The following is a 14583-nucleotide window of genomic DNA, read 5'->3' as shown; positions in this document are numbered from 1 at the left end:
GTTATGTGTTGACAGACAGCTAGAGAGTGCGTTTAGATGCGCAGATGCAGTTCTCTCCCCTCTTTCTTTTTACCAAGGCACGATCATGCTTTCCTTTATTGGCAATGCGCTTCAGGTTTCATGGCAGCTGCTCAATCAGTCGGCCTTCTACATCCTCTCAGGCTTACTGGTTGGCGGCCTGTTGAAAATGTATTTATCTCCCGCGTATGTCGCGGCCCATCTGGGCAAGGGTCGGTTCAGCTCGGTATTCAAGGCTGCGCTTCTTGGCGTTCCCATTCCACTCTGTTCCTGCGGCGTGCTACCCGCTGCGGCCACGCTGAAAAAGCAGGGGGCCAACAATGGCGCGGTCACAGCTTTCCTTATTTCCACCCCAGAGTCAGGCGTAGATTCCATTGCCATGACTTGGGCCTTGCTGGATCCGATCATGACCGTAGCCCGCCCAGTGTCAGCCTTTATCTCCGCTGCTGTGGCCGGAGTGTTAGAGAATTCATTCTCTTTTCAATACACCCCGCCGCAGAAACAGGAACCCAGTCTTTCCTCCAGCTGCTGCGCTGGCGAATCCACAGTGCCACGTGGCTTTCTGGCCAAGCTCAAAGCCGGATTGCACTATGCCACTACCGAACTGTGGCCGGATTTGGCCGGCTGGTTTTTCACGGGCATCATCGTTGCTGGGTTTATAACCGTCTTGGTGCCGGATGAAGTCTTTGCCTCCTGGCTCGGCGGCGGGCTGTCCTCGATGCTGTTGATGCTGGCCCTAGGCATCCCGCTTTACATCTGCGCTTCAGCCTCGACACCCATAGCCGCAGCCTTTATCCTCAAGGGTGTCAGCCCTGGCACGGCCTTAGTCTTTCTCCTGACTGGCCCGGCCACCAATGTCACCTCGCTATTTGTGCTAATCGGGATGCTGGGCAAGCGGGCAACTGCCCTGTACTTGCTGTCGATTGCCGTGGTCAGCGTGCTTTGCGGCCTGGCCGTAGATGCGATCTATCTCTCTCTGGGCATTTCTGCGGCGGCAGTGGTAGGCAAGCACAGCACAATGCTGCCGCACTGGGTTATGCTGGCGGCGACCCTGGTGCTGTTCGCCCTCTCTATCCGGCCACTGCTGAAGATCTGCAAACGCTGGTTTGGCGGCGGGAAAAAAGGCGGCGGCTCGTGCTGCGGAATGCAGCAGGCCAAACCAGGAGAGATTTCAAACCTCCTGCCTAAGCCAAAAAGTCAGCAATAAGAAGAGTTGCCTTAGAAAACATCCCTTTCTTGCTCGGTTATAAAGGAGTTGTAGTCGGCAACAAAGGAGTTTGGCTCGGCAGAAAAGGAGTTTGGCCGACTAAGAAAGGAGTTTGGCTTGGCAAAAGAGGAGTCTTGCCGAGTACCAAAGGAGTTGGAGTCGGCAAAACTCCTTTGTGGCCGACTAGGAAAGGAGTTCTGCTCAACAAAACTCCTTTGTTGCCGAGTACAACTCCTTTCTGGCCAAGCCAAACTCCTTTCCAAACGAGTAGAAAACGTGACCAAGCAGGATAAACTGGTTTGCTTACCGCTTCAACTTGACTTGTTAGCCTGCTAACACGCCAAAAAAGCGGCCAACTTGCTCAGGATGATGGGCATCAGAGCCGGGAATCAGCGAAATACCCAGTTTTACGGCTTGCCGGATGATTTCTACGGTGGGATAGGGCTGGGGCCGGACTGCGTAACCAGAGGTGTTGACTTCCAAGGCGATCTTTTTCTCCCGCATAACCTGAAGCAGCTGGCTGATTAGCTCCTGATGGCGGGCAGTGAGCTGAAATGGCGGCAGATGGCGCAAGGCTGCGTCAAGGTGGCAGAGTTTATCGCAGGGGATTTGCTGACAGGCTTCGATCAGGCTGGTGAAATAGGCTTCCAGAATGAGTTCTGGGCCAATTGCGCGCAAGGCAGCAATGTGTTCGTGCTTGCTGCTTAACAGGTTAAGATGTCGGCTGCCGTCAAAATAAAAATGACAGGACAGACCGCGATGCGCAAAGGGAAAACGCGCCAGCATAGCCCGCAGTTCCTCTGCTGCTGTGGCATTCCAGCCGATCTCTACGCCCAGCCTGATGGCAATTTGCCAGGCATATTTTTTCTGGAGCCACTCGCCTTCTGCAAAATATTGGGCAAACAGCTCTGGCGTAAGCCAAATCTGCTGTTCATAGCACAAGCCACATTCCAAATGCTCAAGAAAGGTCATGGACTGCAAGCCCTTCTTGACCGCAGCCTGCACATATTCCTCCATTTCGCCGGAGGCATGATTGCAAAGCTTGGTATGAATGTGGTGATCGCCGCTGAGGTCTATCGGAGGGAAACGGGACATGAAAAAAGAGCAACCTCAGCAGCAACAAGGCGAGATGAAAAGCATCAGGCGTTTCCCTTGGGGAAGAAATGAATCACGCCATCAATCTCTGAGGTATCACAAATGTCGCCAAATTCCATGTCAAAGTTGAATAACTCGGCAACATCGTTCATCTCCATTGAAAAGGCGGGGCCGTCAGGCAGATGATACACCAGCGTTTCAACTTTGCTGAAATCTATCGGGCGGGCAAATATTTTCTTCATTATCTTCTATGAGTGGAGTGTGCAACAAATCCGAGCGGATTAGATATCTGCCCGACAACATGCTTCTAAAAAAATTATAAATTTTTTTCCACAAAAAAGCAAGGAACAGCTTGGCAAGCAGAGCAAAGCCAGAGGAAACAGGTTGGAAGACTAACTTTCGTTTGACAGCCCCCCTCTTGATGGTAATATGCTGCGGGCAAGCCAAGATGCACAGATGATGGAGCAGCACTCCCCGACAACCATAAGCAAGGACAAAAAAGACTATGAGCGATAGCAAAGGCGGCGGGATAAAGAGGGATTTCATGAAATCGACGGATAAAAATCCCTCCTGTGTCATGCCGGAGAAATTAAGCCTCGATTCGCCTCTCCAGTTTGAATGCCATCCAGGGGTGAGTTGTTTCACGGCTTGCTGCCATAATATCCAGATCGTGTTGACTCCTTACGACATCATGATTCTGCGGCGGCGGTTGAACCTGTCAGCCCATGAGTTCATCACCCAATACACGGAGCCGACCTATCTGGAGAAAACCGATATGCCGGGCGTGCAGATCAAGCTGACCGGCGAGAAGAATGCCTGCCCTTTTGTCACCGCAGAGGGCTGCACTGTGTATGCTGATCGCCCTACTGCCTGCCGCTATTATCCAGTGGGCATGGCGGATTTCCATGAAGGCGGCAAGGAAGGCAGAGAGGAGAAGTTCTTTTTCCTGGTCAAAGAGCCGCACTGCAAGGGCTTTGATGAGCAAAAGAAATGGACCATCGGCGAATGGCGAGCTGATCAGGGTGTAGATGTCCGCGACGAAATGAACAAGGAATGGCTGCGCTTAGTCATGCGCCGCAAGTCCTTTGGCCACCAGGCCAATCTCTCGGAAGCGGCCCAGCGGATGTTCTTCATGGCTACCACTGACTTGGATCACTTTCGCCGCTTTGTCTTTGAAAGTTCTTTCTTGAACACCTATGAGATTGATCAGGAAACCGTTGACCGTCTCCGGGTGGATGACGAGGCCTTGCTGCGCTTCTCCTTCAAATATCTCGCCAATGCCCTGTTCGGGGCTGAAGGCCTGAGCATCAAGCAGAGCAAGGTGCTGGCCAAGGCCGAAGCAATGCGCAAGGAGCAGGAGGATAATCTGCGCCGGATTGAAGAGGATTACAAAAGGCTCAAGGCAGAACGCGAGCAGCTCAAACAGGAGCAAAAAGCGCAGAAGAAGTCCTGATGTGGGAACTTACTGGGGTGTTATATCCTGCTTCAACATGCAGCAGGATATCCTATGCTCCGGTGTTCCGTCTGGTAGATAGGCGATATTATCCGGCTGAAGGAGTTTGTTCATCACGCAGCCTTCTGGGATGCTGAGGTTAAAGAAGCGGTCTTCGTTTAGACCACTTCGATGAAGGAGCTGGCCGCTTTCGATGCAGAGGCTGTGGATAGGATGATCCTCGCAGAGCGGGCAGCGGTACACCCGCCCATTAGGAAAGACGAAGTAGTTTTCTGCTGCTACTCCCGCGCAGGAAAAGGCTTCTCCTGGTTCCAGAAAAACCTTGGGATAGGTGACGTGAATGCCGAGCCGAGCTGCTTGCCGGGCTGCTGCTGGTACTGCCTCTAGCCAGCGTTCAGGATCAACTTGGAGATTGTCCGCACAGGCTGCGGCGGACTTGCCCCGCAGCCCGATGACCTGAATAAAGAAACGCCGCACTCCCAACTCAGCCAGCAAGTCAGGCATCCGGTGCAGATGCTCGATGTTCAGGGCGGAGATGGTACAGATTAGGCTGGTGCGGAAGCCGAGTGCAATAGCCTTTCGCAGGTTTTCTGTGCAGACGGCAAAAACCCCCTCGCCCCGGATAAGATCATTAACCGCTGCATCTGGCCCGTCCAAGCTGAAGCTGAGAAAATCCAGTTCCTCTGGCTGCACACGCTCCAATATATCATGAAAGAGAAAGCCGTTGGAATCCACGGTCACGGCATAGCGCAAGGCTTTGGCTGCCCGGATGATCGCGGCCAAGTCAGGATGCAAGGTTGGCTCGCCGCCAAGCAAGACTAAATTGCTGGCGCGGTCAGGCCGGGCAAAGAGTTGCAACCAGTCCAGTGCAGTCTCTTTTGAGAGAATATTGGTGCCATGCTGGGCTGAGTTGATGTAGCAGTGACGGCAGGAGAGATTACACTGGGTGAGTAGATGCAGAAAGACATTGCGCTCACCGGGTTTGAAATCAACTGTTCTGGCTCTTACTTCGCTGATCTTCTGCAAGGGTAAATGCGGACAGCAGGCTGCCCTGCCAGTAGGAATGATTCTGAAAAAATTGCGCGAACAGGGCTAAACTTTCGCGGCGCAAGACACCTGGCACGCATTCAACCAGCATTTCTTGATAAAGCGGAGTAAGTTGCGCCAAAGGCACCGAAGTACCACCGCCCATCACATCTTCATAGGCCCAGACAAAGCGGCGGATGCCAGAAAGCAGCAAGGTACTGTAACACATCAGGCAGGGTTCTAAGGTACTGTACACAGTTATCCGGTGGCAGTCGAGAGCAGGTTGCTCTGCCAGCAAGCTACGTAGGGTGACTATTTCCGCATGATCCAGTTCATTGCGTGTTGCGCTGCTGCTATTCTGGCGACGGCCTTGAGCGATAATCTGACCATCCAGTACTAGCACGCAGCCCACTGGAAATTCGCCTTCTGCTAAAGCCAGCCTCGCTTCAGCCAAGGCGGCCTGCATGAATTGCTGGTCTCTGTTCACAGCTTTCTGCCAAAATGCAGCACACTTTTGCCGATGACTGTGCCGGTATGCGACTGCATCCAGTCAAGCTGTCGGTCGTCAAAAGGGAGGTAAACCAAAGCGGCGGTCTGCATTTCCGCTTCTGCGCCGGAGAGCTGGGAGAAAATATTCCGCCCGCTGGCAGCTGAAGCGGCCAGAATCACCTTGAGTGACTGCCGAGCCTCACTGAGAGGTAGAGTCACGGGATACGGATTGACCGTTTTTTTGAGCTGCATGTCTCGCTCTGGGCCGAATTGCCGCTGGCTGATGGTGATCTGTTTGGCAGTGCGGAGAAAAATTTCCGGTCGGAGCTTAAAGGCAGGCACCCAGAACCGCATCTCCTGGCTGCGCCATTCTGGGCGGATGATAAAGGGCTGATTCGTGCGTTCGGCAAAATCAGCAAAGCTGCTGATGCGCAGGGCAGGCAGCTCGGCAACGATGCGCCAGAAGGGAAGATGCAGAGCTGGCTTCTGACTGCCGCCGGGAATCACTTTACCGACAGTCCGCTCCAGTCCCTCTTTGCCGATCTGCCAGACAAGATCGCAGCTCGTGCAGATCAGGGCCAAGCAATCGCCCTCGCCGTCCAAATTGCCGCCGCAGCGCGGGCAGAGAGCGGCCTTGAATCGAGGTTGCCAGTTTGGCTGGAACGGCTCCCCCTTCAACGTGTTTGCGGAGGAGCCGCGCAGGGGTTCGCCCAGCACTGCGTCAAACAGACAATCCTCTTTGGGCAGCAGTGGCAGGTAGATGAAGCTCAACGTCTCGCCGATGTAGGCCTGATGATAGACTGTCTCATCCTTACGACCTTCCGTCAGATTGTGCAGCTTGGTCGCCTTGGCAAAAATCTCCCTGAGCTGACCGGAGAAGGGCAGAAAACGGCCTCCGCTGCCAATATGGACGCGGGTTAAAGGCATAGCCTGCGGACGCAAGCCAAGTGAAGCAGGCAAGCCAGGCAGACCGCAGCCGTCCTGGGTGGTGTCCAGCACCTTATGCGAGACTCCAGAGTCAGTCACAGAGAAGACATTGCCTTTGAAGCGCAGATACGGGGCGTGGAAGAGGCGGTTTTTTTCTTTAGCCTTGTTGGGTAAGGTGTAGCGAAACGGGCCACCATTAGCCAGCAGGAAATTTTTCACCTTGCAGTAAGGACAGGTCAGCAACCGATCCTCAACGGAGAGGGTGACAGAGCCGCCGCATTGAGGACAAGGCTGTTCAACCCGGAGATTCATGATTAAACCAACTTGAGGCCGCAGCCGCCGCAGAATTTCGCGCCAGGCAAGTTCTCCTGATTGCAGGCCGTGCAGATAACCGCCACCGGTTTCTTATCTGAAGACTGGCCGCAGCGGGAGCAAAACTTAGCCTCTGGAGTTAGATTCTTGCCGCAATGCGCGCATTGCATGAGAATGATCTGCTGTCGCCCGCAAAAGGGGCAGAAACGGGCTTCAGCTGGGATGGTATTGCCGCAGGCAGAGCATTGCACTTTGGCAACAGCCGCCTGCTGCTGATTGCTGGCAAACATGGCGGGCATCATCAGGCCCATAGCCATGCCGAGTCCTGCTCCAGCCTCACCGCCTGCCTGCGCGGCCTTTTCCATCGCCATGCCAGCCTTCATGCGGACAAATTTATCCATGTCTTTGATCACCCCAAGACGGCTACGGTCGTCAATGGCGGCCTGTACCTCCTCTGGTGGGGTGATGGAGGAGATATACAGCTCATCCAAGGCCAAGCCAAAGCGGATAAAGTCCTTTACCAGCTTTTTTTTCAACTCCTCTGCCATCTCATCAAACTGGGCAGGCAGATTGAAAAGGGTGTCCAGGGTTTCGCCGAGATAATCATTCAAGCGCGAGACAATCACCCGGCATAGGTATTCCTCAATCTGCTCGGTTGTGTACTTGCCCATTGTTCCAGCCAAGGTGTTGATGAACAGCACTGGCTGGATAACGCGAATATTGAAGACCCCATGCGCCCGCAAGCGGACAAAACCCAGCTCAGAGTCCCGGAAAGCGACTGGATCGCGGGTGCCCCATTTGAGATCCGGGAAGACCTTGAGGCTGACGAAATAGACCTCGGCCCGCAGCGGACTGGTCATGCCCCAAGGCGTGGAGAGCAGCTTGGTAATGATCGGGATATTGCCGGTACGCAGGGTGTGCAGGCCTGGCCCAAAGGCATCTCCGGCCCTACCCTTGTAGTACAGAACTGCGGCCTGGCTTTCCCGCACGGTCAGCTGGGCACCGAACTTGATTTCCCCAGAGCCACGCTCTGGTAGGCGGTGCAGCAGTTCCTGGCCCGTCTCGTCAAACCATTCCAGGACTTCAAGAAAGATGCTGTTGTCAGTGCCCATGACCGTCTCCAAGGTTTTTCCCGTCCTGCCGAAACAGGCGGAAATCTCTACCAGTATCCGCATTATACCGATCAGCTCTACCTCTTTTTCGGCTGAGTTGCGGACATCTTGACCCTGCTTTTACACGTCCAGAAGTCGGTAAGACTCCTTTCTGGCTAAACTAAACTCCTTTACTACTCGGCAGAACTCCTTTGCAAGTAAACCAGACTCCTTTCCGGCTTACCTCCACTCCTTTCTTGCCAAGCCAAACTCCTTTGCTGCTCCGCAAGACTCCTTTCCTGCTTGATACAACTCCTTTGTGGCCGAGTAAAACTCCTTTGCAAGTAAGCCAGACTTCTTTCCGGCTTACTTCCACTCCTTTCTTGCCGAGCCAAACTCCTTTGTTACTCAGCAAGACTCCTCTTCGGCTCAACAGAACTCCTTGCTGATTCCGCAAAAAACATCTCTTCTGCGCTGACACAGGGCTTAAAGAGGGTACAAGGTTTCGTCGTGGAGGGGCTGTTTGGGATTAGAGCGGATTTTCTTCTTCAACCCTTCCAAAGTAAAGGCATCGTCCGAGTCAAGCATATCGCCCATGTCCTTTTCCACCTGATCTGGGTCTTCGCCTGCCTCCATGCGCGAGAGGGCTTCCTCCATCTTGTCACCGAGATGGATACCCGTTTTATCAGAGAACTTGCGCATTAGCTGGACCATCTGGCGAGGGTCTTTCTCGTCGATGCCTTCGGCCTCGCGCATCAGGCCTTCTAAAGCATGTTCCATTTTCGTTTCATCCAGACCGGCCAGAGGGTCGTCATCATCCCCGCCCTCCTTGGCTTTACCGATGACGGCAAAGGCGGATACCTGCCTATCAAGCTTCTTTCTGCCGCATTTCGGGCAATCAGGGCGTTTCTCGGTGTTGATCCGGTTGGAAAGGAAGTTGAAGATCGTGTTACAGTCCTGGCAAAGAAATTCGTAGATCGGCATGTTCTTTTTCAAGCAATTACGTTTTGTTGGATGAAAGCCGCCTGCTGCATGAACAAAAAGATCAGGCATCCCAAAGGATACCTGATCTTTTTGCTTTTCTCAAGAGCTGGAGCTGGGCTAATTCGCAGCTAGGCTCTCATTGGGGATCTTTTACAAGGCGAACGTTCACATAGCCTGTTTGACTCTGAGGAAACTGATACATAAATATGCCTTTGTTGAAATCAATAAGCCATGCCTTTGGTGGTGACGTATCACCTGTATAGGGAGAAGCAGACCAAACATAGACACTAACCCCCGCAGAAGTTGGAAAGCAGGCAGTGTCAATGGCTGGATTCACTGGCCCTCCTGGAGTCTCTGGATCAACAAGAGTAGATTTTGCTTCATCTACAATAGATTGCAATTCCTTGATATTTGGCACACGAAAACCGTTGGCAGTCAGACCTAATGCGCCCTGCCAAGTATAGAATGTTGCCGCGTTGTTACAAGCGGCTGGGGGACCAGCAGCGAATGTCTGGCCTTCAAGACATTGCTTCCATGTCAAGCCAGTTTTGCTGTCAGTAACGGTTCCGTCACCATTCACTGTAAAACGTCCATCTGTATCACAGGTCGCTGCAAAGGCAGAACTTGCCGCCAATGTAAACATCAAAGCTATAAGATATCGCATCGTACCCTCCCTCTCGTAGGCAGTAGTATTCTCAATTGAAAATCATGGAAGTGGACGAACCAATCTTACCTGATAAGCACTATCAGTTAAGAGATTGTTGTCTGCATAGCCATAGGCAAAATTAACTCCCCATATTTGTGTCCCATCTGCTGCATTAGGAGTTGAGGATCTATAGCTTACATTCTCCGTGTCTGTGAAAACGTTGTTATCAATAGCAGGGTTTATCCTGTGATAGGAGACTATACTAACTAGCTCTTTGATAGTTGGCATACGCCAGCCTGTTAGTCCACACAGATTAGCGTTTTGTTGTAGTATCTCTTCCAATCCAGCAAAAGTACTTGGGCCAAGATTAGAAGACCAAGTCAGGCCGGTGACATTGTCTTTAATGCAAACAGCAGTTCCCGTGGTTGGATTCCCGCTGCTATCCAGCTTGGTAAAACTGAAGCCAGCTTGACCGTCAGAAGGATTAGGCTCAGTTACGGTTTTATCTCTGCCAAAATCACAGTCCTCATCAAGTGCCGGTGTATTCGCTGGGCACACAGTAATTCCTGTATCATTTCCCCATTCTGTTTGAGGTGTAGGGCAGACATCGGCACTACAAGTGCCGCCTTCACAACAGTATGCACAAGTCGTATCGTTTTTGCAGGTTGCTCCGCAACAACCGTTTGCACAGGGGGTACAAGGATTCGTGCAGTTAGTATCAACACAAGGATTGCACTGATTGCATCCCGAAGCCAGTATCGGTGGTATATCCAGCGGCATCTTTGCAGAGCCTGTTGATGGCACGGCCACTATAGCCGTTAATCCCAGCAGCAAAAGAGTCTTTTTCATTGTAGAACCTCCTTGACAAGTTTTTCTTTTGATTATAACACAAAATAAACTTGGGCTGCAAATTCTTTATAAAGAAAGACGGGCTATCGAGTATAATTATCTTCTTAGACCGCCATCAACACCGCATCCACATCCTCTTCACGCACCTGATCGGTGATTTTTACTGCGCCAATGCGCTCCGGCAGGACATAGAAAACTCTGCCGCCTACCGTCTTCTTGTCATTGAGCAGATATTTTTTGGCCTGGTCAAATCCAGCGGGTACGGCTGTTGGCAGACCGTAGGCGGCAATCAGACAACGGATTCTTTGCATATCCTCTACGGAAAGGTAACCGCTGCATACTGCCAACTCTGCTGCCGCGCACATGCCGATGGCCACCGCGTAGCCGTGAATGAGCTGAAAGCCAGAAGCTGCTTCCACTGCATGGCCGATGGTGTGGCCGTAGTTGAGAATGCGGCGTAGCCCTCCTTCCCTTTCGTCCTGCTCCACCACCCACGCCTTGATCTCGCAGCAGCGGGCGATGAGCTTGGTCAGCACGTCCTGCTGCAAAGCAAAGACCGCCTCGCGTTGCTGCTCCAAAAAGGCGAAAAACTCGGCATCGTTGATCACCCCATATTTGATCACTTCCGCCAGGCCGCCTTGCAGCTCCGCCAACGGCAGACTGCGCAGCACGTCAATATCAACATAGACCGCCTTGGGCTGATAGAACGTACCAACTAAATTCTTGCCTTCCGGGATGTCCACGCCGGTTTTGCCGCCCACTGAGCTGTCCACTTGAGAAAGCAGCGTGGTCGGTACTTGGACAAAGGGAATGCCGCGCAGATAGATTGAGGCGAGAAAACCGGTGATGTCGCCGGTCACGCCGCCGCCAAGGGCGATGAGGGCGGTTTTGCGGTCAAAGCCGCGCTGGGCCAGCTCGCTGGAGAGCGCGGCGATGGTCTGGAGATGCTTGCTCGCCTCGCCTGCCGGGAAAGTGATCAGCTCGGCTTGCAGGCCTACTGCGGCCAGCGACTGCATGAAGCGGTCGCCGTATAAAGCCGCCACCCGGTCATCACTGATCACACCGTATTTGCTGCCGATCTTGCGTTCATGCAAATCAGGGCCAATCTTTTCCAGCAGACCGGAGCTGATCCGAATTGGATAACTGCGTTCGCCAAGGCCGACTGTCACTGCGGTTTCTGGCATAAGAGTTCTCTCCTGCTTCTGGTAGCGGGCACCAACGAATTGTTTGAGATATGGTTTGGTTCTGACGTTATTCATAAGCCTCCAGAACCATTGGCGCGGAACGTCCCCTTGTATATCAGCAGGGTACTCGTAACTGTATGATAGAGAGTCTTCCCGACTTCTGTATGAGTAGGAAAATGTAGGTTCCAGATATGTTTGCAATCCCCAGCGCACATTGTTCAGCAACTCCGATAGCCACGTGCTGTAATAAAAGAAATAATTTTCATCTAAATTCTCTATGAAGTCGTCTAATACTATGGGTATTTGTTCTTCTGGAACAGAGTAGCGGTGATTGCTCAAAATTTTGGCAACGTCTCTCGATACTCCAGTCAAACGAGAAAGATTGTGCTTGGAGTGATTGCCGATGATATACAAAAAATATAGTCTGGATACATCGATTGTTGCGTTGATATTGAGTCCCGGCAGCCAGAGGGTTATAGCCTTTTTATAACTGAGCCAACGTTCTAACTCGTCAATTGATTTTTTTAGAGTGGCAACACTTCCATTAACGTCAAACGACTTTGTTTCGCACGCCTTTTGAAGAACTGCCAAGCAAGAACCATTTAAACCGGTTAGCTGTTTGCTTCCATTTTCTTTGACGAAATCGAGCAGACGAATCAGGAACATATCCCGCTGGACGCGGGTTTTAAAAATCACCTCTGCTTCTCCGGGATATTCAGAAACATCGCGAAGTGTAAGCAACTCATGGTTTACAATAGCACATAGAGCTTCAAGGCATATGCATAGTCCAATGGTTTCTCGTTCCGCTTGGTTGTGGGTCATTTTGCCCAATAATATGATACATCGAAATAAAACAAAAAAGGATCGGCAGGATGCCGATCCTTTTCATATCACTGCCGGAATACAGCCCCCGGTTCAGCTTGCATCAGCAGCCGAACGCCTTCTGGAGGTTAGGAATGGTCTGCTTCTTGCGGCTCATCATGCCGGGAATCCACATGGAATTGCCGCTCATTTTGGTGTTGAATGCATCCTCGATGATCGAAGCGTCATCGGACAGCACCATCAGCTCAGTGCCTTCTTTCACAACATCGGTCAGCATTAGCAGCACGGTATGCTGGCCGCCTGCGGCCTTCTTCTCCTGCATGGCCTTGTACAGAGCCTCACGGATGGCCGGGGTGGCCTGATCAAGGGCAGCAAGCTCTATCTGACCGCAACCGACGGTTTTGCCCTTCATGTCGAAGTCTTTGTAATCACGGTTGAGCAGGTCCATGGCCGGAACGCCGTCAATGGCACTTTTGGCCTTCAGCATCTCCATGAACAGCGCGTCGGTATCCTGAACAGAAGCAATCTGCTTCAGCTCGGCAACGGCCTTTTTGTCCTCTTCAGTGCAGGTCGGGGACTTGAAGTTAACGGTGTCGCTGAGAATGGCGGACATCATCAGGCCAGCAATCTTCGGCTGAATGGCCACGCCCTCTACATCATAGAGCTGCTTCAGCACGGTGCCGGTGCAGCCAACTGGCTTGACGTAGCAGAAGATCGGGCTGTTGGTGGTCACGTCACCGATCTTGTGATGGTCAACAATCGCCACCACGTTATCTGCGCTCAGGTTGTCCGGGGCTTGTTTCAGGTCACTGTGATCAACCAAGGCAACTGTTTTGCCGGTTGCATCTTTCATGATCTCTGGCGCGGCCACGTTGAAGCGGCGCAGCACGGTCTGCGTCTCCGGGTTCATCTCGCCCTGCATGGATGCAATCGCATCGGTACCCTTAGCCTTCAACAACTCAGCGTAGGCAATCGCGGCGGTAACGGAATCGGTATCTGGGTTCTTGTGACCGGTGACATAAACAGCCATCATTTCTTCCTCCTGGAATAATAAAAAGAATGCAGCAAAATTGTATCTGTTGAAAGTCTGCCGACGACAGCAGCTTTGGTTGACCTGAAGTTGAACTTATCCTGTACTATTTAGCCCGTTCAGCAGGCAGCGTCAAGGAGAAAAGAGTTTGAGTCCCCTGCCCTGCCGCTGTCTCCCAGTTTTTCTTTGCTGACTGCCGCTGCAATCTGTTAGAGTATAAAGCAGAGCCTTGAGAAAGAAACCATAAAACAGTAGGAAAGCCATGAAGAATAGAAAAAGCAGGAAACCGGCAAAGAAACTGACGCTCCAATCTCTTGCCTTAGGCTGTACTGTTCTTGCGGCGGTGTTGGCCGGAGCCTGGGTTCTCTTTCCGACCGAGATAGAAAAGGCGATGCAGCAGTTCCCGCAAGTAGTCGGCCTTGAGCAAAAGCCAGCGCAAGAGACTTCGCCGTTGCCAATTCTCAAGCAAGAACAAAAAACCGAAACTGCGGCTCTGTCAACCCAGTCTGGCGAGGAGTTACCGGGCAGCATCCAGCTCCCTTCCGCCGCAACACAGCCAGCACTCCCTGCTCCTACTGGAGCGGATAAACCAGCAGCCCCACCCATGACCTGTAGTCAGGCTACAGGCAGTCTGCGGAACTTTGTTGAGGGGTTGGAGAAGAAAGACTACCTTCAGGACTTCAAGCTCAAGCAGCCCGTGCGCAAGCATCTTGAGGGCTTGAAGGACAAGCTGGCTGCCAAGCCGCCGACAGTGGTGCGGGAGACGGATGATTTGTACACGGTGATTGCCAACACCGCCCACTTTTTCCGGGTACTTGGTAAAGATAACATCCGACTGCTCAAAACCCTGCTGGAGCATGAGCAAGGCGGGCTGGAAAATCTCGCTAACGCCCTGTATGCCGCCAGCGTCGGGCCTGATTGCCAGGCAGATACGGTGCAGCTGCCGTTCAGCATGGCCTATGACTACTCGGTGTTCTTCCTGAACACCATTGGCGGGCGTTCCTATCTGTTCCGCCGCGCTGCGCGGGTGCGCCTCCTGATCAATTACTACGCGCTGCTGCTGATTGACGAGGCAGCCAACAGGAATCTCAATACGCACGGGACAGACATCAGCGGCCTGATTCAGCCACTCATCCAAGAGATCGAAGCCACCAATCAGTTGGCCCGGAAAGAGGAATACGTGAACCGGCTCCGCGAATTGGCAGAACGGCATCCGGTTCGTTGAGTGCCAGATTAGGTCAAGCACCTCCGGTAAAACCGGAGGCTTGGTAAGGTGAACCGCCCAAGGCGGTTTAAGTTGCGGCCTGTTTTGAGCTATCTTCACTTTAGCGGACACACCAATTACCCTGACAGGAACAGGAGGTGTGTTTATGGGCTATCGCAGGTACGATTCCGATTTCAAGCGAGAAGCCGTGCGCATGGTTGTTGAAGAGGGAGTTGGTGTTCGCGA

At 52.5% G+C, this 14583-nt stretch carries 15 protein-coding genes; 4 read left to right on the top strand and 11 right to left on the bottom strand.

Annotated features, from left to right (window positions below):
- Window positions 1–85 precede the first annotated feature (85 nt).
- Together ACNKIB_RS02305 and ACNKIB_RS02300 are read left to right on the top strand one after the other, a co-directional pair.
- Window positions 86–1225 carry an SO_0444 family Cu/Zn efflux transporter gene (locus ACNKIB_RS02305; protein WP_417908923.1) on the top strand — a complete coding sequence of 380 codons (1140 nt, stop codon included), beginning with the start codon at window positions 86–88 and terminating at the stop codon, window positions 1223–1225.
- Window positions 1226–1342: 117 nt separating this feature from the next.
- Window positions 1343–1561: a hypothetical protein gene (locus ACNKIB_RS02300; protein ID WP_417908922.1), complete on the top strand. Its 219-nt coding sequence runs from the start codon at window positions 1343–1345 to the stop codon at window positions 1559–1561.
- Here ACNKIB_RS02300 and ACNKIB_RS02295 read toward each other — a convergent pair.
- The gene (locus ACNKIB_RS02295) at window positions 1550–2320 is read right to left on the bottom strand and encodes a histidinol-phosphatase (protein WP_417908921.1); all 771 of its coding nucleotides are present in this window, start codon (window positions 2318–2320) and stop codon (window positions 1550–1552) included. The genes ACNKIB_RS02300 and ACNKIB_RS02295 overlap by 12 nt on opposite strands.
- A gap of 44 nt (window positions 2321–2364) precedes the next feature.
- The gene (locus ACNKIB_RS02290) at window positions 2365–2562 is read right to left on the bottom strand and encodes a hypothetical protein (RefSeq protein ID WP_417908920.1); all 198 of its coding nucleotides are present in this window, start codon (window positions 2560–2562) and stop codon (window positions 2365–2367) included.
- A gap of 302 nt (window positions 2563–2864) precedes the next feature.
- Here ACNKIB_RS02290 and ACNKIB_RS02285 point away from each other — a divergent pair, with 302 nt between their 5' ends.
- The gene (locus ACNKIB_RS02285) at window positions 2865–3773 is read left to right on the top strand and encodes a YkgJ family cysteine cluster protein (RefSeq protein WP_417908919.1); all 909 of its coding nucleotides are present in this window, start codon (window positions 2865–2867) and stop codon (window positions 3771–3773) included.
- A 9-nt stretch (window positions 3774–3782) separates the two neighbouring features.
- Here the strand turns inward: ACNKIB_RS02285 and ACNKIB_RS02280 are convergent, their stop codons facing one another.
- From ACNKIB_RS02280 to ACNKIB_RS02240, 9 genes are all read right to left on the bottom strand, one after another.
- A complete protein-coding gene (locus ACNKIB_RS02280; protein ID WP_417908918.1) occupies window positions 3783–4799 on the bottom strand; it encodes a radical SAM protein in 1017 nt (338 codons plus the stop codon).
- Window positions 4762–5286 (bottom strand): nucleoside deaminase, encoded by a 525-nt coding sequence (locus tag ACNKIB_RS02275; protein WP_417908917.1) that lies wholly within the window; start codon window positions 5284–5286, stop codon window positions 4762–4764. Before ACNKIB_RS02275 ends, ACNKIB_RS02280 begins: the two co-directional genes overlap by 38 nt.
- Window positions 5283–6527 carry a hypothetical protein gene (locus ACNKIB_RS02270; RefSeq protein WP_417908916.1) on the bottom strand — a complete coding sequence of 415 codons (1245 nt, stop codon included), beginning with the start codon at window positions 6525–6527 and terminating at the stop codon, window positions 5283–5285. The genes ACNKIB_RS02275 and ACNKIB_RS02270 overlap by 4 nt, the downstream gene beginning before the upstream one ends.
- Window positions 6528–6529: 2 nt before the next feature.
- Window positions 6530–7639 (bottom strand): SPFH domain-containing protein, encoded by a 1110-nt coding sequence (locus ACNKIB_RS02265; RefSeq protein WP_417908915.1) that lies wholly within the window; start codon window positions 7637–7639, stop codon window positions 6530–6532.
- 465 nt (window positions 7640–8104) lie between these two features.
- Window positions 8105–8671, bottom strand: a complete 567-nt coding sequence (locus tag ACNKIB_RS02260) for an FmdB family zinc ribbon protein (RefSeq protein WP_417908914.1) — start codon at window positions 8669–8671, stop codon at window positions 8105–8107.
- Window positions 8672–8738: 67 nt separating this feature from the next.
- Window positions 8739–9266 carry a DUF1566 domain-containing protein gene (locus ACNKIB_RS02255; RefSeq protein ID WP_417908913.1) on the bottom strand — a complete coding sequence of 176 codons (528 nt, stop codon included), beginning with the start codon at window positions 9264–9266 and terminating at the stop codon, window positions 8739–8741.
- 42 nt (window positions 9267–9308) lie between these two features.
- Entirely contained in the window at window positions 9309–10097 is a 789-nt protein-coding gene (locus ACNKIB_RS02250) for a DUF1566 domain-containing protein (RefSeq protein WP_417908912.1), read from the bottom strand.
- A gap of 104 nt (window positions 10098–10201) precedes the next feature.
- Window positions 10202–11281, bottom strand: a complete 1080-nt coding sequence (aroB, locus tag ACNKIB_RS02245) for a 3-dehydroquinate synthase (protein WP_417908948.1) — start codon at window positions 11279–11281, stop codon at window positions 10202–10204.
- Between the two features lie 925 nt (window positions 11282–12206).
- On the bottom strand, window positions 12207–13133 hold the full coding sequence (locus ACNKIB_RS02240) for a manganese-dependent inorganic pyrophosphatase (RefSeq protein WP_417908947.1): 927 nt from the start codon (window positions 13131–13133) through the stop codon (window positions 12207–12209).
- Between the two features lie 262 nt (window positions 13134–13395).
- Between ACNKIB_RS02240 and ACNKIB_RS02235 the strand changes: the two genes are divergently transcribed.
- Window positions 13396–14358 (top strand): hypothetical protein, encoded by a 963-nt coding sequence (locus ACNKIB_RS02235; protein ID WP_417908911.1) that lies wholly within the window; start codon window positions 13396–13398, stop codon window positions 14356–14358.
- Window positions 14359–14583: the final 225 nt, after the last annotated feature.

It is taken from the genome of Candidatus Electronema sp. PJ, from assembly GCF_048287395.1.
Classification (GTDB): Bacteria; Desulfobacterota; Desulfobulbia; order Desulfobulbales; family Desulfobulbaceae; genus Electronema.
This window is presented reverse-complemented; position numbering and strand designations above follow the sequence as displayed.